The 23,522-nt window shown below is 63.3% G+C and carries 24 protein-coding genes, 1 tRNA gene and 1 pseudogene; 13 read left to right on the forward strand and 13 right to left on the reverse strand.

From position 1 onward, the window contains the following. Positions 1 to 3 precede the first annotated feature (3 nt). On the forward strand, positions 4 to 1,203 hold the full coding sequence (locus H9L12_RS07505) for an aromatic ring-hydroxylating oxygenase subunit alpha (protein ID WP_246450282.1): 1,200 nt from the start codon (positions 4 to 6) through the stop codon (positions 1,201 to 1,203). Here the strand turns inward: H9L12_RS07505 and H9L12_RS07510 are convergent. After that, positions 1,182 to 1,613: a response regulator gene (locus tag H9L12_RS07510; protein ID WP_187541217.1), complete on the reverse strand. Its 432-nt coding sequence runs from the start codon at positions 1,611 to 1,613 to the stop codon at positions 1,182 to 1,184. The two genes, H9L12_RS07505 and H9L12_RS07510, sit on opposite strands and share 22 nt — an antisense overlap. Before the next feature lie 23 nt (positions 1,614 to 1,636). Between H9L12_RS07510 and H9L12_RS07515 the strand changes: the two genes are divergently transcribed. Both H9L12_RS07515 and rsmD read left to right on the forward strand, forming a co-directional pair. Continuing rightward, positions 1,637 to 2,488, forward strand: coding sequence for a pseudouridine synthase (locus H9L12_RS07515; protein ID WP_187541218.1), 852 nt, complete (start codon positions 1,637 to 1,639; stop codon positions 2,486 to 2,488). Then, positions 2,485 to 3,024 (forward strand): 16S rRNA (guanine(966)-N(2))-methyltransferase RsmD, encoded by a 540-nt coding sequence (gene rsmD, locus H9L12_RS07520; RefSeq protein WP_187541219.1) that lies wholly within the window; start codon positions 2,485 to 2,487, stop codon positions 3,022 to 3,024. Before H9L12_RS07515 ends, rsmD begins: the two co-directional genes overlap by 4 nt. Here rsmD and H9L12_RS07525 read toward each other — a convergent pair. Then, positions 3,021 to 3,392: a hypothetical protein gene (locus H9L12_RS07525; RefSeq protein ID WP_187541220.1), complete on the reverse strand. Its 372-nt coding sequence runs from the start codon at positions 3,390 to 3,392 to the stop codon at positions 3,021 to 3,023. The genes rsmD and H9L12_RS07525 overlap by 4 nt on opposite strands. 31 nt (positions 3,393 to 3,423) lie before the next feature. Next, entirely contained in the window at positions 3,424 to 4,029 is a 606-nt protein-coding gene (locus H9L12_RS07530) for an SOS response-associated peptidase (protein ID WP_187541221.1), read from the reverse strand. 168 nt (positions 4,030 to 4,197) lie between these two features. Here H9L12_RS07530 and H9L12_RS07535 point away from each other — a divergent pair, with 168 nt between their 5' ends. Both H9L12_RS07535 and H9L12_RS07540 read left to right on the forward strand, forming a co-directional pair. After that, entirely contained in the window at positions 4,198 to 4,497 is a 300-nt protein-coding gene (locus tag H9L12_RS07535) for a glycine zipper 2TM domain-containing protein (protein WP_187541222.1), read from the forward strand. Between the two features lie 143 nt (positions 4,498 to 4,640). Next, positions 4,641 to 5,747, forward strand: coding sequence for a hypothetical protein (locus tag H9L12_RS07540; RefSeq protein ID WP_187541223.1), 1,107 nt, complete (start codon positions 4,641 to 4,643; stop codon positions 5,745 to 5,747). On the opposite strand, the gene H9L12_RS07545 is transcribed toward H9L12_RS07540, so the two are convergent. Both H9L12_RS07545 and epsC read right to left on the reverse strand, forming a co-directional pair. Next, positions 5,725 to 6,069, reverse strand: coding sequence for a DUF2794 domain-containing protein (locus tag H9L12_RS07545; protein WP_187541224.1), 345 nt, complete (start codon positions 6,067 to 6,069; stop codon positions 5,725 to 5,727). The genes H9L12_RS07540 and H9L12_RS07545 overlap by 23 nt on opposite strands. Beyond that, positions 6,066 to 6,752, reverse strand: a complete 687-nt coding sequence (gene epsC / locus H9L12_RS07550; protein WP_187541225.1) for a serine O-acetyltransferase EpsC — start codon at positions 6,750 to 6,752, stop codon at positions 6,066 to 6,068. Before epsC ends, H9L12_RS07545 begins: the two co-directional genes overlap by 4 nt. 143 nt (positions 6,753 to 6,895) lie before the next feature. Here epsC and H9L12_RS07555 point away from each other — a divergent pair. Together H9L12_RS07555 and H9L12_RS07560 are read left to right on the forward strand one after the other, a co-directional pair. Further along, positions 6,896 to 7,659, forward strand: a pseudogene (locus tag H9L12_RS07555) (sulfite exporter TauE/SafE family protein). Positions 7,660 to 7,719: 60 nt separating this feature from the next. Beyond that, on the forward strand, positions 7,720 to 8,646 hold the full coding sequence (locus H9L12_RS07560; RefSeq protein WP_187541226.1) for a hydrogen peroxide-inducible genes activator: 927 nt from the start codon (positions 7,720 to 7,722) through the stop codon (positions 8,644 to 8,646). Here H9L12_RS07560 and katG read toward each other — a convergent pair. Together katG and pgsA are read right to left on the reverse strand one after the other, a co-directional pair. Next, positions 8,643 to 10,817 carry a catalase/peroxidase HPI gene (gene katG, locus H9L12_RS07565; RefSeq protein ID WP_187541227.1) on the reverse strand — a complete coding sequence of 725 codons (2,175 nt, stop codon included), beginning with the start codon at positions 10,815 to 10,817 and terminating at the stop codon, positions 8,643 to 8,645. The genes H9L12_RS07560 and katG overlap by 4 nt on opposite strands. Positions 10,818 to 10,920: 103 nt before the next feature. Beyond that, complete coding sequence (gene pgsA / locus H9L12_RS07570) at positions 10,921 to 11,487, reverse strand: CDP-diacylglycerol--glycerol-3-phosphate 3-phosphatidyltransferase (protein WP_187541228.1); 567 nt, start codon at positions 11,485 to 11,487, stop codon at positions 10,921 to 10,923. Between the two features lie 73 nt (positions 11,488 to 11,560). Here pgsA and H9L12_RS07575 point away from each other — a divergent pair, with 73 nt between their 5' ends. Then, positions 11,561 to 12,859, forward strand: coding sequence for an MFS transporter (locus tag H9L12_RS07575; RefSeq protein WP_187541229.1), 1,299 nt, complete (start codon positions 11,561 to 11,563; stop codon positions 12,857 to 12,859). 13 nt (positions 12,860 to 12,872) lie between these two features. Here H9L12_RS07575 and H9L12_RS07580 read toward each other — a convergent pair whose 3' ends face one another. From H9L12_RS07580 to rpsA, 5 genes are all read right to left on the reverse strand, one after another. Continuing rightward, positions 12,873 to 13,046, reverse strand: coding sequence for a hypothetical protein (locus H9L12_RS07580; protein WP_187541230.1), 174 nt, complete (start codon positions 13,044 to 13,046; stop codon positions 12,873 to 12,875). A gap of 98 nt (positions 13,047 to 13,144) precedes the next feature. Then, the gene (locus tag H9L12_RS07585) at positions 13,145 to 14,659 is read right to left on the reverse strand and encodes a putative bifunctional diguanylate cyclase/phosphodiesterase (RefSeq protein ID WP_187541231.1); all 1,515 of its coding nucleotides are present in this window, start codon (positions 14,657 to 14,659) and stop codon (positions 13,145 to 13,147) included. A 202-nt stretch (positions 14,660 to 14,861) separates the two neighbouring features. Beyond that, positions 14,862 to 14,947 (reverse strand) — tRNA-Leu (locus tag H9L12_RS07590). 34 nt (positions 14,948 to 14,981) lie between these two features. Then, the gene (locus H9L12_RS07595) at positions 14,982 to 15,278 is read right to left on the reverse strand and encodes an integration host factor subunit beta (protein ID WP_187541232.1); all 297 of its coding nucleotides are present in this window, start codon (positions 15,276 to 15,278) and stop codon (positions 14,982 to 14,984) included. 145 nt (positions 15,279 to 15,423) lie between these two features. After that, a complete protein-coding gene (gene rpsA / locus H9L12_RS07600; protein WP_187541233.1) occupies positions 15,424 to 17,139 on the reverse strand; it encodes a 30S ribosomal protein S1 in 1,716 nt (571 codons plus the stop codon). A gap of 389 nt (positions 17,140 to 17,528) precedes the next feature. On the opposite strand from rpsA, the gene H9L12_RS07605 reads away from it, so the two are divergent. The 5 genes from H9L12_RS07605 to H9L12_RS13560 all read left to right on the forward strand — a co-directional run bounded on the left by H9L12_RS07605 (position 17,529) and on the right by H9L12_RS13560 (position 23,069). Then, entirely contained in the window at positions 17,529 to 20,519 is a 2,991-nt protein-coding gene (locus tag H9L12_RS07605; RefSeq protein WP_187541234.1) for a metallophosphoesterase family protein, read from the forward strand. A 522-nt stretch (positions 20,520 to 21,041) separates the two neighbouring features. Further along, positions 21,042 to 21,653, forward strand: a complete 612-nt coding sequence (locus tag H9L12_RS07610; protein ID WP_187541235.1) for a hypothetical protein — start codon at positions 21,042 to 21,044, stop codon at positions 21,651 to 21,653. Continuing rightward, on the forward strand, positions 21,650 to 21,847 hold the full coding sequence (locus H9L12_RS13550) for a hypothetical protein (RefSeq protein WP_246450283.1): 198 nt from the start codon (positions 21,650 to 21,652) through the stop codon (positions 21,845 to 21,847). The genes H9L12_RS07610 and H9L12_RS13550 overlap by 4 nt, the downstream gene beginning before the upstream one ends. Next, positions 21,844 to 22,227: a terminase large subunit domain-containing protein gene (locus H9L12_RS13555; protein WP_246450284.1), complete on the forward strand. Its 384-nt coding sequence runs from the start codon at positions 21,844 to 21,846 to the stop codon at positions 22,225 to 22,227. Before H9L12_RS13550 ends, H9L12_RS13555 begins: the two co-directional genes overlap by 4 nt. After that, positions 22,224 to 23,069 (forward strand): phage terminase large subunit family protein, encoded by an 846-nt coding sequence (locus tag H9L12_RS13560; RefSeq protein WP_246450285.1) that lies wholly within the window; start codon positions 22,224 to 22,226, stop codon positions 23,067 to 23,069. The genes H9L12_RS13555 and H9L12_RS13560 overlap by 4 nt, the downstream gene beginning before the upstream one ends. 149 nt (positions 23,070 to 23,218) lie before the next feature. Here H9L12_RS13560 and H9L12_RS07620 read toward each other — a convergent pair whose 3' ends face one another. Next, complete coding sequence (locus tag H9L12_RS07620) at positions 23,219 to 23,512, reverse strand: plasmid stabilization protein (RefSeq protein WP_187541236.1); 294 nt, start codon at positions 23,510 to 23,512, stop codon at positions 23,219 to 23,221. Positions 23,513 to 23,522 lie beyond the last annotated feature (10 nt).

Genomic DNA, 23,522 nt, shown 5'->3' on the forward strand with positions numbered 1-23,522 from the left:
CGCTTGCAACCTCGCCGCGAGGGGCGCACGATCGGCCTCATGGACATGCCGCGTTCCGCCCCTCGCCCGACGCCGGGCCAGCGCGCGCTGGCCGATGCGCTGGCCAGGGGCGAGGCCGCGATGGGACAGGCCGTCGAAGCCCTTGATGCGTCGGTCTATATCGATCCGGTGCGGTTCGCGGCCGAGCACGACATTCTCTTCGGGACGCTGCCTCAGCCGATCGCGCCCTCGGCGCTGCTTCCCTCCCCCAACATGGCGGTCGCGCACGATGACTACGGCATTCCGCTCATCCTGACCCGCGACGCCGACGGCAAGGCTCATGTGTTCGCGAATGTCTGCCGGCACCGGGGGACTCGCCTGGTCGAAGGCCAGGATGTCGTCTGCGCCAAGCGGATCGTCTGCCCTTACCACGCCTGGGCCTACAAGCCGGACGGGGAACTGACCGGGATGCCGCGCGGTGAATGCTTCCCCGGCCTTGACAAGGGCAGGCACGGCCTTCGCGAATATGCGTCGGTGGAGGCCGGTGGGCTGATCTGGTTCGCGCGGGACAAGGCCGCCGATTTCGCTTCGGTGCAGGCACTTGACGATGATTTCGATGCCTTCGGGATGCAGCGGCTGCACCTCTACCGGCGCAAAACCCACCAAGTCGCGTCGAATTGGAAGCTGATCGTCGATGCCTTCCTCGAAAGCTATCACGTCCAGCGGCTTCATGCCTCGACCATCGGCAAGTTCTTCGCCGACGGAATCACCGCCGCTGACCGCATCGGCCCGCATCAGCGCGCAGTCGTCGGCCGCGCCTCGCTCGTTTCGGAGATCGACCGCGACGATTGGACGGCGCTCCGCCGCGCGGTCACCTATACCTATCACCTGTTTCCGGCTTCGATCGTCGTCGTCAGCCCCGACTATGTGAACCTGCTGGTCGTGATGCCGCAATCGGTCGACAGGTCGCTGGTCGAGGATTTCATGCTGATCCCCGCACCGCCCGAGACGACTGACGAAGAAGCGCACTGGGCGAAAAGCTGGGAGCTGCTGGACGGCGGGACCTTCGCGGCAGAGGATTTCCGCGCGGCGGCGCTCTGCCACGAAGGACTGGCTAGCGGCGAGCTCGCGCAAGTCACTCTCGGAACGCTGGAACAGGGCATTGCGGAATTCCACCGCAACATCGCGGCCGCGTTGGGCGGTCAGCCTTCCGTCGTCTCGTAGAGCTCCAACCCCTTGGGCGGCTTGGCGTCGCGCCCCGCTAGCCGGTCATCGACCGCCTTCAGCGCGGATTTCAGGGTGCGGTCGTTGTAAGGCTTCAGCAGGCAGCCCATCACCAGCTCGCGAGCGTTGGGCGGCGGATTGCCGGTCACGAACAGGACGGGGATACCACGCTCGCGACCCGCGTTGGCAACATCGATCCCGGATCGTTCGCCACTCAGACGGACGTCACTCAGGATAAGGTCGACCTCTTCTTCGTCGAGTTTGGCGATGGCGTCGGCATAGCGGTCTATGGTCGCCACGACTTCATAACCCGCTTCGCGGATCATGTTTTCATTGTCGAACGCGGTCAGTGGCTCGTCCTCGACGATAAGGATGCGCTTGACGACGCGCTTACGCTTCCCGAACAGCATGAGACCCTCGTAGGACGAATGACTTGACCCCGCAACGACCCAGCCGCGGCTCGGCTCCGCGACCATCCCGCCGGTCCCGCGACGGTGCGACCGAGCGCCCGCGCGGCGGGGCCGACCGACCGCGCGGGCCCAAGCCCGCCCCCGCACGCGACGACGGCCCGCAGCGCATCGCCAAGCTGCTGGCCCGCGCCGGGGTCGCCTCACGGCGCGAGATCGAGCGGATGATCGAGGAGGGCCGCATCGCCCTCAATGGCGAAAAGCTTACGACTCCGGCGACGCTGCTGACAGATTTGTCGGGCGTGACGGTCGACGGCAAGCCGGTCCGGCCACCGGCAGCCGCCCGGCTCTACCGCTTCTACAAGCCGCCGCGCACCCTGACCGCCGCCAACGATCCCAAGGGCCGCGCGACGATCTACGACCGGCTGCCCTCCGGCCTGCCCCGGCTGATGCCGGTCGGGCGGCTCGACTACAATACCGAGGGCCTGCTGCTGCTCACCAACGATGGCGAGCTGAAGCGGCAACTCGAACTACCCAGCACTGGCGTGGTCCGGACCTACCGCGCCCGCGCCTTCGGCGACATCACTCAGGAGGCTCTGGAGGACCTTGCCGAGGGCATCACCATCGACGGCGTCCGCTACGGCTCGATCGATGCCAATCTAGAGCGACGTACAGGCCGCAATTGCTGGATCGAACTCAGCTTGACCGAGGGCAAGAATCGCGAGGTGCGCAACGTGCTCGCCCATCTCGGCATGCAGGTGTCGCGTCTGATCCGGACCAGCTACGGTCCGTTCACGGTCGAAGATCTGGCGCCGGGCGCGGTCAGCGAGGTTCAGCGCGAGGCCTTGTTCCAGTTCCGCCGCACGCTGAAAAAATGAGGGTTATCGCGGGCCAGTGGCGCGGGCGAGCGCTGGTTGCGCCAACCGGGCTTGCGACGCGGCCAACCGCCGACCGTACCCGCGAAACGCTGTTCTCGATGCTGACAAGCCGTCTCGGCAGCTTCGAGGATCTTGCCGTCGCCGACTTGTTCGCGGGCAGCGCCGCGTTGGGCATCGAGGCCCTGTCGCGAGGCGCTGCCAGCGCCTGCTTCGTCGAACAAGACCGCGCGGCGCTCGAGGCGATCCGCGCCAACCTCGCCAGGCTTGGCGCGACACAGGCGGTCGTGAAGGCGACGTCGGCGCTGCGCCTGCCCAAGGGCGAGACGTTCGACCTGGTGCTGGCCGATCCGCCTTACGCCCCAGGATCGGGGACAGCGGTGGCCAAGGCAGTTTGCGAGGCCGACTGGCTCCGCCCCGGCGGATGGATGGCGATCGAAACGGCGCGCGGCGACCGCGTCGAATGCGAAGCGTATGAAACGGATGCCGAACGCGACGTTGGCCGCGCCCGGATCACCCTGCTGAGGCGGCCCGCCTAGGCTTTTTTCGAATCCTTGGCGGCGTCCTTCGCGCTGTCCTTCAGCGAATTGAATTCGCTCATCAACCGCGTGCCGATCGCGGCCGCGGCCGCCTTCGCCGCCGACTTGCCGTCCCTCTTCTTCGATCCGGCAAGCGCCGCCACCGCGGCGGTCGCACCGACCGCGATCAGGTCCGCCACCAAGGGAGATTCCGCTAGCCTGGCCAGGCTTTCGAGCGCCGAGTGGTCCTTGCCCTTGCCCTTCTTAGGCTTGTTCTTGCCGTCGGCTTTCTTTGCCTTGCCGACCTTGATCTTCAGTTCGCCCTTGTCGCCAAGTTTGATCGATTTCTTGAGCACGCGCTTGCCGCCTGCCTTTTTGGTCTCTGCCATCTGGTCCCTCCTGTTGGCGCCTTCGCGGCGGCTAGCTGGTCAATTCGATGCGTCTCATGTCGGCATCGGGAAATGGAAGCGCAAGAGCGCAAGCTTGTTCCCTGTCGCCTTCAATCCAGCGGAGCGCATCGGCGGGCCGGAGTATCACCGGCATGGCCTTGGGATGCACCGCCCCGACCGTCCGGTTGGCCTCGCAGGTCAGGAAAGCCATGAACGGACCGCCCTCGCCCGGCCGCCACACACCCGCGAACGCGAACAGCGGCTCGCTCCCTTCCTGCATTCCGAACCACACCTTTGATTTTCGCTTGGTCACCGGGTCGGGCTCCGCGGTCCATTCACAAAATCTGGTAACGGGGACGATACAGCGGCGCTCCGGCGCCTGCAGCGCGGATCGCCAGAACGGGCTGTCGAGATTGCGGACGTTGGTGACCGGTCGTCCCTTGGCGGCCGCCGGTCCCGGAAAGCCCCAGGTCATGGTCTCAAGCTTCATCTTCCCGCCGGTGCGTCGTAGCACCGGCGCCGGCTTTCCCGGGTAGATTTCGTCGAACGGGGGCAAGTTCGCGGTTTCACCGTCAAACGGTCCGAACATCCGGCGCAATTCGTCGACGGTCGCGGTCATCGTATAAAGATTGCACACCGCCTGCCTCCTTTGGCCCACCTGCGACCAACGGTTCGCCGTTAACAGGACGATTTGCGTTTAACCGCCCTTGCCCGGTTGTGCATCGTTAAGAATGACGGGCGCAACAATCCTTTCGATCGCGGGTTTTCGCGATCCACAAAGATAAAGTTCACAAAGGAGTATTCGATGCGCAAGTTCATGATGGCCGCCGCGGCTGCCACGATGGTGGTGCCGACCGTCAGCGCCACGCCCGCGCTCGCTCATGGCGGCTATTACAAGGGCAAGATGTGGCAGGATTCCCGTGGCCGCTGGCGCTGCAAGCGCCCGAACGGCACGACCGGCCTCATCATCGGTGCCGCTGGCGGTGCGCTGATCGGCCGCGCCATCGATACGCGCGGTGAGCGCGCAACCGGCACCATCCTCGGCGCCGCTGCTGGCGCGCTGGTCGGCCGGAAGATCGAACGCAGCAACGTCCGCTGCCGCTAACTTTTCTCAGTTTGGCCGGCGTTCCCGACTTCCCCCCTGTGTGAACGCCGGCCATCCCCTACCCACGGCTAATCGCCGCCATGCTGTATTGACACAATAACACACCCTGTGCCACGATGGGCGCACAGGGAGGATATTGTCCGATGTACAGCCAACAGGATTTGGACGAAGCGGTCGCCGCCGGCGCGATCAGCGCGGAAGGCGCCGCATCGCTTCGCGACTTCTTCGACCAGCAGCGGCGCTCGCCCGCGGTCGACGAAGAACAGTTTCGACTGATCAACAGCTTCAACGACATCTTTGTCTCGGTCGCCAGTGCGATCCTGCTATTCGCGGTCGGCTGGATCGGCCAGTCGATCAGCCAGTCGATGGGCCTCGTGCTCGACCATGACGGCCCCGGCCCGTTCGCTCCGGCGTTGATCGCCGCCACGGCTTGGGGCCTGGCGACGGTCTTCACCGCCAAGCGCCGAATGGCGCTGCCGTCGATCCTGCTGCTGCTCGCCTTCGTTGGCGGCGTGCTGTTCACGGCCGCGACGTCGATCGCGCTCGTCATCGGCGAGGCGGCGTTCGAGAACAATGCCCCGCTTGCCGCCACGGTCGGCGCGGTTTCCGCCGCCATCGCCGCGGCCGGAGCGTATCTCCACTGGCGCCGATTCCATGTGCCGATCACCGTCGCCGCCGGCGCCGCCGCCGTGGCGATGATCTTCGTCGCGATCCTCGTCGCCATCCTTGGCGAACAGGTCGAGCAGATGAAGGACCTGGTGCTCGGCTTCGTCCTGGCGCTTGGCATCGGCATGTTCCTGTTCGCGATGCGCTGGGATTCCTCGGATCCGGCGCGGACCACCCGCCGCTCCGACGTCGCCTTCTGGCTTCACCTGCTTGCCGCGCCGATGATCGTCCACCCGATCTTCACCCTGCTTGGCCTCAATGACGGCAATGCCAGCGTTCCCGAAGCGGTGGCGGTAGTCGCGCTCTATGTCGTGCTCGGCATCGCCGCGCTCGCGATCGACCGCCGCGCACTGCTCGTCTCCGCGCTCGCCTATGTCCTCTACGCGCTCAGCGAGCTGTTCAAGCAGGTCGGGGCCGTCGAGCTAAGCGTCGCTTTTACCGCCCTCGTCATCGGCTCGGCACTGCTGCTGCTGTCGGCCTACTGGCATCAGGCGCGGCGGATGGTGGTGGAACGACTTCCCGACACGCTGCGGTCGCGCCTGCCGTTGCTGGACCGGGTCGCTATTCCCCAACCAGCCGCATAAGCCGCCGCTCAAGCGGGGCAAGCACGCCGGCCAGGTCGTGCCCCCGTTGGAGGACGGTGCCGTGTTCCGAAATCAAGGCAAACGCCCCCTGCTTCGCCCGAAGCCGGGGGCGTTTCTCGATCCGGATTTCGGGCCGCTCGGCGGTTCGGCGGAAAGCGGAGAACACGGCCACCTCGGGCGTGAACGTGACTCCATAGTCGCGCCAATGTCCGGCGGCGACCATGCGGCCGTAAAGGTCGAGGATACGCTGGAACTCGAGCCGGTCGAATGCAGCAACGGCTTGCCGGTCCCGGGGCGACGGGAACGGCGTGATGACGCTCAAGCGCTTTTCACCTTCGGCGTCTCGCTGCGCCGGCTTTTCAGCGCGGCGATCTCCTGTCGGAGCGCGTCGATCTGATCCTCGAGCTCGATCAAGCGGGCACGCGCCGGATCGCAATCCTCGCCGCACGGCGTTCCATAAGGGACGAAGCCGGGACTGTAATGCACTGTATCCACCGGCACGGCTTTCGCCGGGATACCGACCATCGTCGCGCCGGGGACGACATCGTGGGTGACCACGGCGTTGGCGCCAACCTTGGCATTTTCACCCACGATGATGGGGCCAAGGATCTGCGCCCCGGAACCGATGACGACGCCGCTGCTCAGGGTCGGATGGCGCTTCCCGCCGACGCCGGTCGACGGGTTCGTACCGCCCAGCGTCACGTTTTGGTAGATGGTGACGTCGTCGCCGATCTCGGCGGTTTCACCGATCACCGTGAAGCCATGATCGATGAAAAAGCGTGCGCCGATCCTGGCTCCCGGATGGATGTCGATCGAGGTCAGCATCCGCGAAAAATGATTCACGAAGCGGGCGAGGAAAAACAGCCGGCCACCGTATAGCCAGTGGGCGACGCGGTGGAACATCAGCGCCCATGCGCCCGGATACAGCAGCACTTCCCATCGCGAACGCGCCGCGGGGTCGCGCGACTTCACGGAATCGAGATAGGCAATGAGACCGTTCAGCACCTGTACCACCCTTGCTTGCCATCCAATCTAGGTGTTCCGCGCGCCCATGAAAAGCCGGACGGGCCCAATCCAGCGCCGGAACGCCTTGCTGCACCGCACCAACTAGGGCATCACCGATCGTCAAATCAGGGTGGAGACCGAACATTTTCGCCGACTTGCTGGCTGATCCGTCTGCCCTCCTGCCCTTCATTCTGATCGGTTTTGCGGCGCAGTTGGTCGACGGCGCACTCGGCATGGCGTTCGGCGTGATCAGTTCGACCCTGCTGGTTGGAATGGGAGTCCCGCCCGCAACCGCGTCTGCCGGCGTCCATGCGGTGGAGACCGCGACCACCGCCGTCTCCGCGGTCAGCCATGTCGCCCACCGCAACGTCAACTGGAAGCTGTTCTTCCGGATCGTCATCCCCGGCATCATCGGCGGCGTGCTCGGGGCCTACGTCCTCACGCAGGTTGACGCGGCGATCGCGCGGCCGGTGGTTCTCGTCTACCTGACGTCGATCGGCCTCTACCTGTTCTGGCGTGGCTGGACCCACAAACATGTCGAACGGGAACCCAGGATCGTGGAGCCGCTCGGCCTCGTCGGCGGGTTCCTCGATGCGGCCGGCGGTGGCGGCTGGGGTCCGGTGGTCAGTTCCAACCTGATGGTCCAGGGTACCTCCCCCGTCACACCATCGGCACCGTCAATACGGCCGAGTTCTTCCTGACGATCACCATTTCGGCCACTTTCATCGCGACGCTCGGGCTTGAGGCGGTAACGCGTGCAACGCTCGGGCTGCTGATTGGCGGCGTCATCGCTGCTCCCTTGGGGGCGTTGATCGCGAAAAGGATCGAACCCGACCGGATCATGGTGCTGGTGGGGTCGGTACTGACCCTTACCAGCGGCTTCGGCCTGTGGAAGGCGCTCGGCTAGCTTGAACGCTGGACTGATTACCGTGACCGATTATATCGGCAGAATTGATCGGATCTGCCAATGATCGTCCACCTGCCGACCCTCAAGCAACTGCAGTATCTCGTCGCGTTGCGCCAGCACGGCCATTTCGGTCGCGCGGCCGAGGCTTGCTTCGTCACCCAGTCGACGCTTTCGGCCGGCCTTCGCGAGCTCGAAACGCTGCTCGGCACCATCTTGGTCGAGCGCACTCGGCGCGTGGTCAGGTTTACCCCGCTCGGCCTGCGGATTGCCGACAAGGCGCAGCGAGTGCTCCGCGAGAGCGAAGAGTTGGCCGACATGGCCCGAGCGGAGGGCCAGCCGCTGACCGGCGATCTCAGGATGGGGGTCATCCCGACCATCGCGCCCTTCCTGCTGCCCTCCCTCCTGCCTGGGGTTCGCCGAAAGTTCCCCGCGTTGAAGCTGTTCCTGCGCGAAGAAACCAGCCAGGCGGCCTGCGACGCCCTCCATCGCGGCCAGCTCGACTGCGTCCTGCTGGCGATGCCCTATGCCTGCGGCGACGTCGACACGGCGCCGCTCTTCGACGATGCGCTCTACATCGCTTTCCCGCGGGGTGAAGCGCCGTCCGACCAATCGGTCGCAGCGGCCGCTATCGACGAGGGCCGGCTGCTGCTGCTGGAAGACGGGCATTGCCTGAAGGACCACGCCCTCGCCGCCTGCAATCGGCCGGAGCTTCGCGCGACCGCGACGATGATGGGGACATCGCTCCACACACTGGTGCAGATGGTCGACAATGGCCTTGGGCTGACGTTCGTCCCGCAAATGGCGATCGATGCGGGGCTGCTGGACGGAACGCGCATCGAGGCGAGGGCGCTCGACAACGATCACGCCTCGCGGCGCATCGCGCTGGCCTGGCGCCGCAACAGTCCGCGCGAGGAGGAGTTTCGCCTCCTCGCCACGGCCCTCAAGGCGATCGCGTCGGCGGACGCGACGCCCCTCGGTGCGTCCTAGCCGACCAAGTCGGCGTTCATCACCTTCGTCCAGGCGGCGACGAAGTCCTTCACGAACTTCTCTTCGTTGCCGCGCTCCGCATAGACTTCGGCGGTCGCGCGGAGCTGGCTGTTGGACCCGAAAATGAGGTCCGTGCGGGTCGCACGCCACCGCTCCTTGCGGCCACCACGGGTGTAACCGATGAATTCCTCATCGCTCGACGGGTCGACGAGATCCCAGAAGGTCTCGTTGTCGAGGAGGTTGACGAAGAAGTCGTTGGTCAACTGTCCCTTGCGGCTGGTGAACACGCCCTCCGGCGCATCCTTGTAGTTGGCGCCCAGCACCCGCAGGCCGCCAAGCAACACCGTCATTTCCGGCCCCGACAGACCCAGCAACGACGCCTTGTCGAGGAGCAATTCCTCGGTCTTCACGCTTTGCCGGGTCTTGAGGAAGTTGCGGAACCCGTCGGCCTGCGGTTCCATCCAGACGAAGCTGTCGACGTCGGTCCATTCCTGGGTCGCGTCGCCACGGCCGCCCTTGAACGGCACGGTGACGTCGAAGCCGGCGTCCTTGGCCGCCTTCTCGACCGCCGCCGAACCGGCCAGCACGATCGCATCCGCCAGTGAGATCGATCCGCGGAGCTCATTGAGCTTGCCGAGCACCTTGGCGAGCTCTTCCGGCTCGTTGACGGCCCAGTCCTTCTGCGGCGCAAGCGCGATGCGGGCGCCGTTGGCACCGCCACGCTTGTCCGACTTGCGATAGGTCGAGGCCGAGGCCCAAGCCGTCTTGACCAGCTGCGAGACAGTCAGCCCGCTTTCCAGCACCGCCGACTTGAACGCCGAGACGTCGGAGTCCGAGGGCGCGGTGCCGGCCGGAACCGGGTCCTGCCAGATAAGGTCTTCCTCGGGAACTTCGGGCCCGAGGTAGAGGGCCTTCGGCCCCATGTCGCGGTGGGTCAGCTTGAACCACGCGCGGGCAAACGCATCGTCCAGCGCCGCCTGGTCGTCGCGGAAGCGTTCGGAAATCGCGCGGAATTCCGGATCCATCTTCAGCGCCATGTCGGCGGTGGTCATCATCGTCGGGACGCGCTTGCTGGGATCGCGAGCGTCGGGCGCCAGATCCTCGGGATCGGGATTGATCGGGGTCCATTGCTTCGCGCCAGCCGGTGAAGTCGTCAGTTCATAGTCATATTTGAACAGCAGGCGGAAATAGTCGCCGCCCCACTTGGTCGGGTTATTCGACCACGAGCCCTCGATGCCCGAGGTCGTGATGTGGCCCTTGCCGATCTCCTCTTCGTCGGTGAGCCACCCAAGGCCCTGGAGCTCAATTGCCTCGGCGGCGGGATTCTTGCGGAAGCTTTCCGCGGGCTTGGCGCCGTGCGCCTTGCCGAAGGCGTGACCACCAGCGGTCAGCGCGACCGTTTCTTCCGAGTTCATCGCCATGCGCAGGAAGGTCGCCTTCATGTCGCGCGCCGACTGCAGCGGATCGGGGTTACCGCCCGGGCCTTCCGGATTAACGTAGATCAGACCCATCTGGATGGCGGCGAGCGGACCTTCGAGTTCCGGAAGCTCTTCGGTGATCCGGGTCTCCGCACCCTGGTCGACCCAGATTTCCTCGGCGCCCCAGAAGGTGTCGCCCTCAGACTGGTAGACGTCCTTGCGGCCGCCGCCGAAGCCGAACACCGGCCCGCCCATGCTTTCGATGGCCACGTTGCCGGCGAGGATGAAGAGGTCGGCCCAGCTGATGTTCTTCCCGTACTTCTGCTTGATCGGCCACAGCAGGCGGCGAGCCTTGTCGAGGTTGCCATTGTCCGGCCAGCTATTGAGCGGCTCGAACCGCTGCTGGCCGCTCGACGCGCCGCCACGGCCGTCCGTGACACGATAGGTGCCGGCGGCGTGCCACGCCATGCGGATCATGAACGGCCCGTAGTGACCATAGTCCGCGGGCCACCAATCCTTGCTGTCGGTCATCAATGCGGTGAGGTCGGCCTTGAGCGCGTCGTAGTCGAGTTGCTTGAAGGCCTCCGCATAATCGAAATCGGGGCCCATCGGATCGGGCGACACGCCATGCTGATGAAGCATGTCGACCGGAAGCGCCTCGGGCCACCAATCCTTGTTGGTCCGGCCAAGCAGTGAGCGAGCCTTCGTCCCCTTCATCGGGCAGCCGCCGATATCACCAGTCTTCGCGTCCATGCCTTCGGCTCCTGAGTCTCAATTTGTGTAGGAAAGCACGCTTAGGCGCGCGCTTTAATCGATTGAAACGACAAAACTCGCTCAGTCAGAGCGAGCCAGTCGATTAGTCCATGTGGCGGAGGCCGACTCGAAGATAATCGTAGCCAGTGATCAGGGTGAGCGATGCGGCGGCCCACAGGAAGACAAGGCCGGTATCGTGCACCCACTCCTGCTGCGGCAAGGCTCCGCCAAGGATCAGCGCGCCGAGCGCGACCAGTTGGAACGTCGTTTTCCACTTGGCGAGGCGGCTGACCGGCATCGACACGTTCAGCGGGCCGAGAAATTCGCGAAGCCCGGAGACGATGATCTCGCGAAGAAGGATCACCAGCGCGGCAATGATGTGAAGTCCGTCGATTTCCGGAACGGGATTTTCGCGTCTGCTGGAAATCAGCATAATCAATACGGCAACGACCATGATCTTGTCGGCGATCGGGTCGAGGAACTGGCCGAGCCGCGAAATCTGACCCTGCGCGCGGGCGAGATAGCCGTCGAAATAATCGGTAATGCCGACGATGCAGTAGAGGACGAAGGTTACCGCATAATCGATCGGGCTTGGCCGCCACAGCAGGAAGACGAGGATCGGCACTGCCAGGATGCGCGAAAGCGTCAGCAGGTTGGGCAGTGTCAGCATCGGACACAGGGCCTAGCCCAAGACAATCGCGATTGCCAAACCCGTCCGAGCCCCTATCAACGGGGCACCCCCGATGCAGAACAGCGTCCACCTTCTGAAGACCCGCCGCTTCCTGCCGCTGTTCGCGACGCAATTTTGCGGCGCGCTCAACGACAATCTGTTCCGCACGTCGATGGTGATGCTGGTGATCTATGGCATCTATCGGGACGCGACGCAGGAAGCGACGTTCAGCGCCATCGCCGGCGCCCTGTTCATCCTGCCGTTCTTCCTGTTGTCGGCGCTCGCCGGACAATTGGCGGACGAGCGCGACAAGGCGCGGATCGTCCGCATCGTCAAATCGGCCGAAATCGCGATCATGCTGGTCGGCGCGGCCGGCCTTCTTTTGCAGAGCGTGCCGCTGTTGCTGGCGGCGTTGCTGGCTATGGGCGTCCACTCGACCTTTTTCGGTCCAATCAAATACGCGATCCTGCCGCAACATCTCGAAGAGGGCGAAGTGCTCGCCGGCACCGGCCTGGTCGAGGCTGGCACCTACATTGGCATTATTGGCGGCACCTTGCTCGGCGGTGTCCTCGTGCTGCAACGGCCGGACGGAAGTTTCCATGCCGAATGGGCCGCGGGCGCCGTCCTTCTGGTCGCCTTGATCGGGCGGGTTTCGGGCCACTTCGTTCCGCCTGCCCCTCCTGCCCCCGACGCGCCGCCGTTCCACTTCGACTGGCACATCATCCGCGCCTCCCGGACTCTCGTCAGCAACACGCTCCACATCCCGCGCCTGTTCCTGGCGATCATCGCCATCAGCTTCTTCTGGGCGATGGGCGCGGTTCTCACCGCCCAATTCATTCCGCTGGTCAAGAACGCGCTCGGCGCCGACCAATCGGTCGCGACCTTGTTCCTCGCGGTCTTTTCCGTCGGCGTGGCCATCGGCTCGGTCGCCATCAACCGACTGCTTGGCGGGCACGTTTCGGCCAAATACTCCCCGGCCGCCGCGATCGCCATGGGACTATTCGTCCTGGACCTGTTCCGCCGAGTTCACGGTTGGCCGGCACCAGACGAGACCCTCCGGGACCTTGGTGCATTCGTGGCCATGCCCAATGGGTGGATGATCGTGTTCGACCTTCTCGGCGTAGCCATCGCCGGCGGTATGTTCGTCGTACCGCTCTACGCATTCCTGACGACCACGGTCCCCAAGTCGGAAACGGCCCGGACGATCGCCGCGAACAATATCGTCAATTCGGGGATGATGGTCGCAGCAACGCTGATTTTGACCGTCGCCGTGCAGATGGGCGTGACCGTCGCCGACAGCCTGCTGATCGTTGCCGTGGCAAGCCTTCCGGCCGCCTGGCTTGGCTGGAAGCTTCACCGCGCCTGCGACTAGGTCGCCGCACTGGTCAGGCCAGATAGACACTCATGAAGAGCAGGCCACCCAGGAAGGTGGTCGCGAACAGGCGGAGGTCGTCGCCAAGCAACGGCTGCGCGGCGGACAGCGGCAACGCCATGACATAGGCGCGGCCGCGCCCAAAGTTCGGGACGTTGGAACGGAGAAACCAGCGTGATCGGCTCATCGGGAATATGCTTAATGCTGTTTTAACTTTCGTCAAAACGCATCGCCGCGCCCGGACGCTCCACGCGTCCCGCGGTGAAACAGTCGATCGGCTTGATATCAGCGGGCGGCCGCAACCCGTCCGTGCTGCACGCTTCGCTCGGCAGCGCGGATTCGAAGCAACTGCGCCGCGTCCTCGGCGCTCATGGCCTTGCCGAAGTACCAGCCTTGGCCCTTGGCGCAATCGATGGAAATCAACGCCTGATGGGTTTCGGCGTCCTCGATCCCTTCGGCGACCACCGGAACGTCCAGCGCCTTCGCCAAGGTCGTAACGGCGTTGACGATGGCGAAACTCTGCCGGTCCTCATGCAAGCTCGAAACGAAGCTGCGGTCGATCTTGATCAGGTCGAACGGCAACGCGCGAAGGTGCGACAGCGACGAAAAGCCCGATCCGAAGTCATCGAGTGCGAGACGGATACCCTGCGCCTTCAGGCTGGTGACGATCGCGCGGGCGAGCTCGAGATCCGCGAACAGCGAGCTTTCGGTGATCTCGACGATCAGGCGTTCGGCCGGGAACTGCGTTTCATGCAGCATCCGGACGATCTTCTGCGCCAGCCAGCTATCCGCCAGCTGGGTCGGGGAAATGTTGATGGACAGCGTCAGGTCGTTGTCCCACTTCGCCGCGGCCAGGAATGCCTTGCGCACCACTTGGTCGGACAGCCGATCGAGCAGGCCGTTTTCCTCGGCGATGCCGATGAAGCTGTCGGGCGTGACGATCCCCGTCAGGGGATGACGCCAGCGAGCAAGCACTTCGAACCCACCGATTTCGCCGGTGGCAAGATCGACCTGCGGCTCGAAATAGGGAACGAACTGGTCATGTTCGAGGCCGAAGCGGATGCCCTGTTCAATCTCGCTGCTGGCCAGAAGAGCGCGCTCCATCCCCGCGTCGAACCAGGACGGCCGCACGCTTCGTGCGCTGCGGGCATGATCCAACGCGATATCCGCCCGCCGCAACAAGTCGGGAACGCTGCATGAATCAGGATTGGCGTTGGCGATCCCGATGAAGGCCCCGACCTGGATGAATTTCGTCTGCTCCTCGAACGGACGGGTGGTCGACTGCAGCAGGATCATCCCGATTTCGGACGCACGGTCGAGATCTTCCGGCGCCAGGGAAAGAGCCACTGCAAATTCGTCGCCGCTCAGGCGAGCGACGAGCGCAGTATCAGGGACACTGTCGCTGATCGCATCGGCGATCTTGCGGATGACGGCATCACCGACATCGAAGCCGTGGCGGTCGTTGACGGACTTGAAGCGATGCAGGCGGAGCGAGAGGATCACAAATTGCTCGCCCGCCTGCGCCGCCTGCTCGCGGAGGAGAAGGCTCTGGTCGCCGAAGCCCTTGCGGTTCAGAAGTCCGGTCATCCCGTCGGTCGAGGCGATCGTCCGCGCTCGCCGTTCCCCTTCTGCCCGCCGCTCGGCTTCATGCTGCAGATCAATGTACCGCCGCCAGCCGAATAGGATCAGTGCGACATTCAGGATCAGGGCGGCCGAGGCAAGCTTCAGCGAGGGCCCGATCTCCCCTTGGGCAAGGCTCAATCGCTGGAAGAACTCACTGCCGTTCCAGATGAGCAGCATCAAGGCCCCGATGAGGACGCTGATGACCAAGAAATCGCGTCGGGCGCTGCTCAGCGCCGACTTCTTGAGGGCCGATGAAAGCTCGGAGGAATGGAACGAAAAACTGCGCACACTGCGCGATTACCGGCAGATGCTTAACATTTTCCCAGCATTGCCCGATGTTATTGCGCCTCACTGGCACAATATCGTCCAATGGTCAGGCTGGTGCGGACGGCGGGACTTGAACCCGCACTCCAACAAGGGAAGCCGATTTTAAGTCGGCAGCGTCTACCATTCCGCCACGTCCGCGGGCGTCGGCCGCCCCTACGCGGGCGGCCGCAATTTATTCGGCGGTGACCTCGCCTAAGTTCAAGCGCTCGCGCATTTCCTTGCCCGGCTTGAAATAGGGCACGCGCTTGGCGTCCACCGCCACCGCAGCACCGGTGCGCGGATTGCGGCCGGTGCGCGCATCGCGCTGGCGGGTCGAAAAAGCACCGAAGCCGCGAAGCTCGACGCGGCCGCCCTTGGCGAGCTGCTCCGTGATCGAATCGAACAGCGATCCCACGACATTCTCGACTTCACGCTGGGTGAGGTCCGGAAACTCTTCGCAAAGCTTCTGGACGAGCTCGGAACGGATCATGCTTTTCCCCGCATCATTCAAAATTGGCGTGAACGCCCCCGGCGCTTGCCGCATTGCGTATCAGCCTGCCGCACAAAGGAAAAGGGCGCAGATGCATCCCGCATCCACGCCCTTCCCATTTGCGATCAAGCAGTCCGTAGACAGCTTACTTCTTGGTGGCTTTTTCCTTGAGGGCGGCGCCGAGGATGTCGCCGAGCGAAGCGCCGGCGTCGGACGAACCGTATTGGGCGACCGCCTGCTTTTCTTCGGCGATCTGCATCGCCTTGATCGAGAAGTTCGGCTTCTTCGAGCGGTCGAAGCCGGTCACCATCGCGTCGAACTTCTGGCCGACCTGGAAGCGCTCCGGACGCTGCTCGTCGCGGTCGCGGCCGAGGTCGATACGCTTGATGAAGCCGGTCGCGCCGTCGTCGCCGACCTGCACCTCGAGGCCGCCGTCGCGGACTTCGAGGACGGTGACGGTGACGACTTCGCCCTTGTTCGGGCCGCCAGCGCCGCCGGCACCGCCGCCGACCGCGACACCGCCGCGCTCAAGCTGCTTGATGCCGAGCGAGATGCGCTCCTTTTCGACATCGACGTCGAGCACCTGGGCCGACACGGTCTCGCCCTTGTGGTGAAGCGCGAGGGCTTCCTCGCCCGACACGCCCCAGGCGATGTCCGACATGTGGACCATGCCGTCGACGTCGCCATCGAGGCCGATGAACAGGCCGAATTCGGTCGCGTTCTTGACTTCGCCCTCGACGGTCGAGCCGACCGGGTGCTTCTCCGCGAAGTCGGCCCACGGGTTCGACTGCGCCTGCTTGAGGCCAAGCGAGATGCGACGCTTTTCCTCGTCGACCTCGAGCACCTTCACTTCGACTTCCTGCGAAGTGGAGACGATCTTGCCCGGATGGACGTTCTTCTTGGTCCAGCTCATTTCCGACACGTGGACGAGGCCCTCGATGCCCGGCTCCAGCTCCACGAACGCACCATATTCGGTGATGTTCGTCACGCGGCCGGTGAAGGTGCCCTCGATCGGGTACTTGGCGGCGGCGCCTTCCCACGGATCGCTTTCGAGCTGCTTCATGCCGAGCGAGATGCGCTGCGTGTCGCGGTTGATGCGGATGATCTGTACCTTGACGGTGTCACCGATGTTGATGACCTCGCCCGGGTGGCCGACGCGCTTGTAGCTGATGTCGGTGACGTGGAGCAGGCCGTCGATGCCGCCGAGGTCAACGAACGCACCATAGTCGGTGATGTTCTTGACGACGCCGTCGATCACCTGGCCCTCGGCCAGCGACTGGATCAGGCCCGAGCGCTGTTCGGCGCGGGTTTCTTCGAGGATGGCGCGGCGCGACACGACGATGTTGCCGCGGCGGCGATCCATCTTGAGGATCTGGAACGGCTGCGCCAGGTCCATCAGCGGCTGGACGTCGCGGACCGGGCGGATATCGACCTGCGAACCCGGCAGGAAGGCGACGGCGCCGCCGAGGTCGACGGTGAAGCCGCCCTTGACGCGGCCGAAGATCACGCCGTCGACGCGCTCGCCCTTTTCGAATTCCTTTTCCAGCTTGTCCCAGGCGGCTTCGCGGCGGGCGCGGTCGCGGGACAGCATGGCTTCGCCATTGGCGTTCTCGACGCGGTCGACATAGACCTCGACGGTGTCGCCGACCTTCAGGTCGGCCTTCTGGCCCGGCGCGGCGAATTCACGCAGCGGCACGCGGCCTTCGGATTTCAGCCCGACGTCGATGACCGCCAGGTCATTTTCGATGCCGGTGACGGTGCCGGTGACGACCTTGCCTTCGAAGGCTTCGTTTTCACCGCCAAGCGATTCATTGAGGAGCGCCGCGAAATCGTCGCGGGTCGGGTTTGCCGTAGTGGCCATAGAGGGTTGTACTTCCAAGCATTCGGGCAGGCCGCCAACCGGTCGATGCGCCGGTTTTCCATTGCGGACTTGGCCGTATGATCCGCCCCGCCGGCCCCATGCCGGCAAGGCACCCGCCGGGTAGTGGTTCAAGCGGCGGGCCGGATCGCTTCAACGGAAAACGACGGGCGCCGAAGTGCACCTTCACATCGCTCGCCAGGAAAAGACGGGCCGTTCGCAAGCGCACACCGCTCGTCGGACGGGCGGGCGCTTAGCAGAGTGGAAGGCTCATGGGAATATGCCAATGCCCTATGACTAGTGAGTCAACTCAAACCTTCTGTTTACGGTCTTGTAGATTCCTTGACGGAGGCCGTAGGCTGTCACCGAAAGATTCTTGGGACTGAGATTTTATGAAAAGCGAGCCTACTCCATTTCGATGGTTGCACTTCAGTGATCTACATGTCGGAAATGGTGCGCTGCCTACACTTTGGCAACGATTTCGAACATTGTTGCACGACGATTTAGACTCGCTGCTGAAGCGAGTTGGGCCGATCGATGTCATTGTTTTCTCTGGAGACCTCACACAAAAAGGAACTCCGGATGAATTCGACCGTCTCGATGAGGTCTTGGAAAGTGTACTTTCTAAGATTGGTACTTTCCAAGAACGCCCTAGGATCATTGCGGTCCCAGGAAATCACGACTTAAGCCGTCCGGGAAGTCTTTCGCCACAGGCGATTTCACTGAAACAATGGTGGAACGACGCTGCCCTGCGGGAAGGCCTCTGGACTGACGAGGGAAAGCAGTTTCGTGATTTTATCGCTACGGTTTTCGAAAATTTTACCGCTTGGCAATCGCGCGCCATAGGCAGCGGATTGCATCTGGCGCCAGAGACTACCGGTTATGTTCCGGGGGATGCGACTTATACGATTAAGAAGGACGCAGAGAGTCTTGGCATCGTTACCCTCAATTCAGCCTGGCTCCAGTTGAGCGGCGCCGATTATCGAGGTCGTCTACACGTTGGTGCAGAACAATTAGGGAAAGTAACCCATTCTATTCCTGATGAGTGGACTAGATCGAGAACATCCAGTTTGCTGGTCACGCATCACCCATCATCATGGCTCGGCAAGCATGCGCCGTCGAGTTGGATCAACGACATTAATCCACCGGGGAGATTTGATCTGCACCTTTTCGGCCATATGCACGAGCCCGAAGTATTGTCCTCGAGCCATGGAGGCGGCTTCCAGCAGAGAGACGTCCAAGCGGCTTCACTCTTCGGTTTAGAAACGTTTGGGGATGGCTCTCTTCTACGCATTCAGGGCTACTCCGTAGGGGAAATCCGAGCCGTTGGCGACGCGAGAACATTTCAAAGCTGGCCCCGTCGGCTCCTGCCGATGACATCCGGCAAATCGAAAATTGTACCTGACGCGAGTCAAGATCTCGACGAAATTACTGGCAGCTTCGAGCTTCCTTATGCCATCGAACGCAACTCCGACGGCAAAATCGACAGTGAACCCACTCAAACTCTGCTTGAACCAATTGGGCGGAAAAGCGACTTCGAACTTGCCAATATTCGGTATGCTACGGGAGACTCGAGCGGACATCGCAATGTCCGCAGAGTCGAATTGGAAGAATGCGAGGATAACCTTCGTCAGCAGAAGGTAGTCTCCGTCAACTCCGACTGGGGAATGGGCTTAGAGGGGTTTGTCGCGACATTAGCCAAGGGACTCGGGGTCGACCAAGACTGCGTCTTTGCGATTGATTTCGCAAACTACTCGACACGCGAGCGATTTCTGGACGACATAAAAGAGAGACTTGGCTCGACATTTCAAGGCGCATGCGAAGCCATCGCTGAGGCCGGACCTTCTTTAGTAGTCTTTAAAGACCTTGATCTCCCGACTGACTGCGCGCGAGAAATTGGTGAAGTCGAGGAATTAGCTCGGACAGTGTCCGACTTTGCCCCGGAAACCTACCTTGTTGTTGCGTCTAGGCGTGCCTTTAGAGGAACTTTGAAAGAAGTCTCCCTGAAGGCATTGGATGAAGCAGATCTTGGAATCTATGTTCGGGATAGTGAGCTCGGTGGCGAACAGTACTCGGGTGCGGACGTAACTTCCACTTTGTTTCGCCACACGGATGGGGTTCCCAGCCGTATCGATACCGCATTACGAGACTTGGAAATTGTTTCGCTCCATGATCTCATGGCTTCCAATCCCGACTACAATGAAGACGTCGGCGGCCTTATTTCGAACGTGCCAAGTGCCCTCCAGGCCGCCGTCAGTGAACTTGCAGATTCCGAAGACCGAGCAGATCAAAGAGCGTATGACCTTCTGCTCGCGCTATCATCCTTGCCACAAGGTGAGCAGCTGAATCGGCTTACCCGATTTATGGGCGTCCACCCCTTTGGTCCAATGCACGCGCGAGTGTTGCTAGATAGGTCGTTAATAGATTCGAACACTGTATTCGATCTCAGTGGAGCCCTAAAGAGCTCGAATTTAAAATCGCTGATTGTTCCGCGGCCCGTTCGCGAATACGTACGTGACTCAATCGATAGCGCTAAATCAAAGTCAATTGATCGAAAGGCTATTACGTTCTACTTTGGGGATGATTGGTCGACGGGAGACATTTCCTCGTCCCCAACGGGAAAGCGTGTACGAGATGCTCTGTGTAACAGTTATGAGATTCAAAACGCTGAGACGTTAATTCTTCGCGCGAACAGAAGAGCGGTTAGCGAACAGAACTCGCTTGAGCTGGAGGGAGCCATTAGACTGGCCTCGTCCTTTATTGGGTTACTGATGAAAGGGGATCATTTTCGGGCGGCGGAAAGATTTAGTTCCGATATGGTTCGGCTGCTGCAAGAACTCGGCGGGTTTGAGAAAGAGTTAACCGTAATTCGCTACGAGTATGCGCGCGCTCTGCGAATGATGGGCAAAGTCGCTGAGGCTAAAGCAGAATTTGAGTCTCTCAATCATAGTTTCTTGAGTCGGGCTCAAAAGCAAAGCGCCGAGTTGGGCCTGGCCCTATGCTTGGACAAAGAGAACGACACCGCTGGAGCTGCGGAGGCAGCAAAGAGAGCGCTCAAAATTAACCCGCATTGTAGCGCTGGAGCGCAAGCGGAACTCATACTTGCAAATCAAATTTCTGATCCAGCCTCTCGAAAGCTGGAACTGAGTCGCCTCTTGCATTTGGCTCAGAAGAAAAAATACAAAGTTCTCTGTAATAATATCCTTCTCGACCTAGCAAGACTCGCTGAATCGGCAGATGAGTCGCCGGTCCAATACCTTGAAGAGGTCATAAAGTCTGCTAGTAATAAGGAAGACTTCTACAATACCGCCGAGCAGCGGTTCAATTGGCAGCAGAAACCGTGCGCGGTAAGAAGTCTGACTCGAAGTACAGGAATCTATTAATAGAGACTTATCATTTCCTCTACAATGAACGAATGTTCAGTCTCTTCGAGGGCTGTCATTCTGCACTTTGGAAGGTATTTGAGGCAGGAAAAGAGTACCAAAATCTTCTCAACCTGTTTCGGCACAGTTCCTTTCTCTGGCGAATTGATGGACGCTTGGCCGAGGAGCGGAAATATCTCACAAAGATCCTAAAGATTTTCAGGCAGACCCCGGCCGCGTTGCCTGCATTGGGTAGTCGAGAGGGAGCATACCTAGTATCGCGGATGTTTATAGTACTAGGAGAAGTTTTACCCGATGCGTCTGAAATTCCGGCGCTGGGAAGCGCCTCGACTTGAGTTGGGTTAACGGTCTGCTTCGACCATTCTAGTGAACCGGCATCAATCGAGCCGTCACAACCTGAACAATACTCTAAAACCCCCGCTTGACATGTAGGAACCCATTTGGTTCACGGTTTTCATGCGCGATGTGCCGGATGAGCCGCCCCACCCCTTAACCCCCTCCTCTAGAGGTGAGGGGAAGATTGTGCCCTGCAAGAACCGCCTCCTCCAGCGCAGCCGCCCTCCCAACCGCAAGCTATTCGACGCCAGGGCCAAGGGTCGCTTTCTCGATATGTTCGCGGCGACCGCCAATGCGCGGATGGCGGCGGAGTCGGCGGGGGTGGCTTACCAGACCGTGTTCAAGCACCGGGCGCGGGATGCCGGGTTTGCGGCGGCGTGGGACGAGGCGTTGGCGCAGGGCTATGCCCGGTTGGAGGCGGAGCTGTTGGCGGCGGCGTTGGCGCCCCCTACTACGCTCGAAGGTGGCGAGACGTCCTTCGACTTCGCTCAGGACGAACGGGCGGGGGACGGTCAGGACGGGCGGGATATGGACGGACAGGCCCTCCCTTCAACCGCTCGCGCGGTCGAACCCTCCCGCTCGCGGGAGGGGAGAGAGATGGCGACGATCGAGCAGAAGCTGGCGATCCTGCGCGAGTATCGGCGAGGGTTTGGGCCGGGGCGGCGGGCGGCGCCCGCGGTTCGGCTGGCCAGTGACGAGGAGGTCGCGGCGGCGCTGGTCAAGCGGCTGAAGTCGTTCGCCCTACGGAATTTCGGCCAAAGTGGTACTTTGGCCGAGGCAATAACAATAGAAGAATGAGCGCGGACTGGATTCCGCTGCTGATGGAAGCGGCGGGGCGGTGTGGGGATGACGGGCGGTATTGGGAGCATTTCCTGCGCGCCCTGCCTGCGGCGGTTCGCCACCGGATCGCGCACGAGTGGCGCTGGCAGGCGCATGGCGGGCAGGTGGCTCCCCCGCCCTGCCCGACGGCAATCCCTGGCGCATCTGGATGATCATGGCCGGGCGCGGGTTCGGCAAGACCCGCGCCGGATCCGCCTTTGTCCACGCCACCGCCAACGCCGGCAGCGGCGCGACGCGCATCGCGCTGGTCGGGCAGACGCGCGAGGAGGTGGTGCGGGTGATGGTCGAGGGGCCGAGCGGCCTTCTCGCCACCGCCGCGCCGGACGCGCGCGTGCGCTGGGTACCGACGGCGGGGCGTATCGAGTGGCCATCGGGGGCGAGCGCCTTCGCCTATTCGGCGGAGAATGCGGAGGGGCTTCGCGGGCCAGAGCATGACGCGGCGTGGTGCGACGAGCTGGGCAAGTGGGGGGCGTCGGTGGGGCGCGGTCACGGACGGGCGGGCGCGCGGAGGCGGCGTGGGACAACCTCATGATGGGGCTGCGCCGGGGCGAGCATCCGCGATGCCTGATCACCACGACGCCGCGGCCGACGGCGTTGATGACGCGCATCCTGAGCCTGCCCGACCTGGTAGTGACCGGCGGGCGAACGGCCGACAACCCGCACCTGCCGCCCGGCTTCGTCGCGGCGATGATGGCCGAGCATGGCGGCACCCGGCTGGGCGCGCAGGAGCTGGACGGGGTGATGGTCGAGGGGGTCGAGGATAGCCTGTTCCCGCGCGAGATGCTTCGCCAGGCGACGATGAGCGCGCGGATGGCGGTGCCCTATCAGCGGACCGATCGCGGGCCGGCCGACCGGCCGACGCTGGAGCGGATCGTGGTCGGGGTCGACCCGCCGGCGGGAATCGCGCGCGACGCGTGCGGGATCGTGGTGATGGGGACTCGGCGTGACGGGCTGTTGATCGTGCTGGACGACCGCAGCGTCCACGGGCTTCGGCCCGAGGGGTGGGCGCGCGCGGTGGCGCGGGCGGCGGACGAATGGCGCGCGAGCCGGGTGGTGGCGGAGGCCAACCAGGGCGGCGAGATGGTGCGCGACGTGCTGCGCGCCGCCGACTGCACGATGCCGGTCAGGCTGGTGCGGGCGAGCCGGGGCAAGGGCGCGCGGGCGGAAGCCGTGGCGGCGATGATGGAGGCGGGCAAGCTGATGCTGCTGCGGCGGATGGGTCGCCTGGAGGACGAGCTGTCGGCGATGACGGTGGCGGGCTACGCCGGCGTTGGATCGCCCGACCGGGCCGACGCGATGGTGTGGGCGGCGCACGAGCTGATGCGGGGGCTGGCGCGCGCGGCGCACGAGGGACCGCGGGTGCGGATGGGCTAGGCGTCCCGCGGCGGGACGGTGGCGTGGTGGCGTCTAGGCGCGGGGGCGGGCGAGGCAGACGATGGCGAGTCGAGGCCCGGACCAGCGCCCGTCACGCTGCGGGCGCGGGCTACGACTGGCCCGGGGCCGGGCCTCACCAGCCATGCGGCTCAGGCGTTTCCATTTCGCCGGCGGGTGTCCCAGCCCTTGCGGGCGGCGGCGGAGCGCTGTTCCGCGGAGCCCGACTTGTGGGCGCGGCCGCCGCGCGAGGAGGAGACGTGGGTGTCGGGCTTGCCTCGGCCCGAGCCGGACTTGTTGCCGCCGCCGCTTTCCTTGTTGACCGTCGCCCAGGCGCGGGCCTTGGCGGTCTTTTCGGGTACGCCGCGGTCCTCGTAGCCCTCGGCGATGTGCTCGGCTTTCCGCTTCTGCTTGTCGGTGTAGGCGTCCTTGTCACCGCGGGGCATCGTCGCTCTC

The sequence above is a fragment of the Sphingomonas rhizophila genome (genome assembly GCF_014396585.1).
GTDB lineage: Bacteria > Pseudomonadota > Alphaproteobacteria > Sphingomonadales > Sphingomonadaceae > Sphingomicrobium > Sphingomicrobium rhizophilum.

Excerpts from the sequence above, each read along its gene's own strand:
- H9L12_RS07525 (WP_187541220.1), bottom strand. The coding sequence starts at position 3,392 with ATGGCAGAGACCAAAAAGGCAGGCGGCAAGCGCGTGCTCAAGAAATCG.
- H9L12_RS07605 (WP_187541234.1), top strand. The coding sequence starts at position 17,529 with ATGAAAAGCGAGCCTACTCCATTTCGATGGTTGCACTTCAGTGATCTA.
- H9L12_RS07595 (WP_187541232.1), bottom strand. The coding sequence starts at position 15,278 with ATGATCCGTTCCGAGCTCGTCCAGAAGCTTTGCGAAGAGTTTCCGGAC.
- H9L12_RS07620 (WP_187541236.1), bottom strand. The coding sequence starts at position 23,512 with ATGCCCCGCGGTGACAAGGACGCCTACACCGACAAGCAGAAGCGGAAA.
- H9L12_RS13560 (WP_246450285.1), top strand. The coding sequence starts at position 22,224 with ATGATGGGGCTGCGCCGGGGCGAGCATCCGCGATGCCTGATCACCACG.
- H9L12_RS07575 (WP_187541229.1), top strand. The coding sequence starts at position 11,561 with ATGCAGAACAGCGTCCACCTTCTGAAGACCCGCCGCTTCCTGCCGCTG.
- rpsA (WP_187541233.1), bottom strand. The coding sequence starts at position 17,139 with ATGGCCACTACGGCAAACCCGACCCGCGACGATTTCGCGGCGCTCCTC.
- H9L12_RS07535 (WP_187541222.1), top strand. The coding sequence starts at position 4,198 with ATGCGCAAGTTCATGATGGCCGCCGCGGCTGCCACGATGGTGGTGCCG.
- H9L12_RS07540 (WP_187541223.1), top strand. The coding sequence starts at position 4,641 with ATGTACAGCCAACAGGATTTGGACGAAGCGGTCGCCGCCGGCGCGATC.
- H9L12_RS07585 (WP_187541231.1), bottom strand. The coding sequence starts at position 14,659 with ATGCTGCTCATCTGGAACGGCAGTGAGTTCTTCCAGCGATTGAGCCTT.
- rsmD (WP_187541219.1), top strand. The coding sequence starts at position 2,485 with ATGAGGGTTATCGCGGGCCAGTGGCGCGGGCGAGCGCTGGTTGCGCCA.
- H9L12_RS07560 (WP_187541226.1), top strand. The coding sequence starts at position 7,720 with ATGATCGTCCACCTGCCGACCCTCAAGCAACTGCAGTATCTCGTCGCG.
- H9L12_RS13555 (WP_246450284.1), top strand. The coding sequence starts at position 21,844 with ATGATCATGGCCGGGCGCGGGTTCGGCAAGACCCGCGCCGGATCCGCC.
- H9L12_RS13550 (WP_246450283.1), top strand. The coding sequence starts at position 21,650 with ATGAGCGCGGACTGGATTCCGCTGCTGATGGAAGCGGCGGGGCGGTGT.
- H9L12_RS07580 (WP_187541230.1), bottom strand. The coding sequence starts at position 13,046 with ATGAGCCGATCACGCTGGTTTCTCCGTTCCAACGTCCCGAACTTTGGG.
- H9L12_RS07510 (WP_187541217.1), bottom strand. The coding sequence starts at position 1,613 with ATGCTGTTCGGGAAGCGTAAGCGCGTCGTCAAGCGCATCCTTATCGTC.
- katG (WP_187541227.1), bottom strand. The coding sequence starts at position 10,817 with ATGGACGCGAAGACTGGTGATATCGGCGGCTGCCCGATGAAGGGGACG.
- pgsA (WP_187541228.1), bottom strand. The coding sequence starts at position 11,487 with ATGCTGACACTGCCCAACCTGCTGACGCTTTCGCGCATCCTGGCAGTG.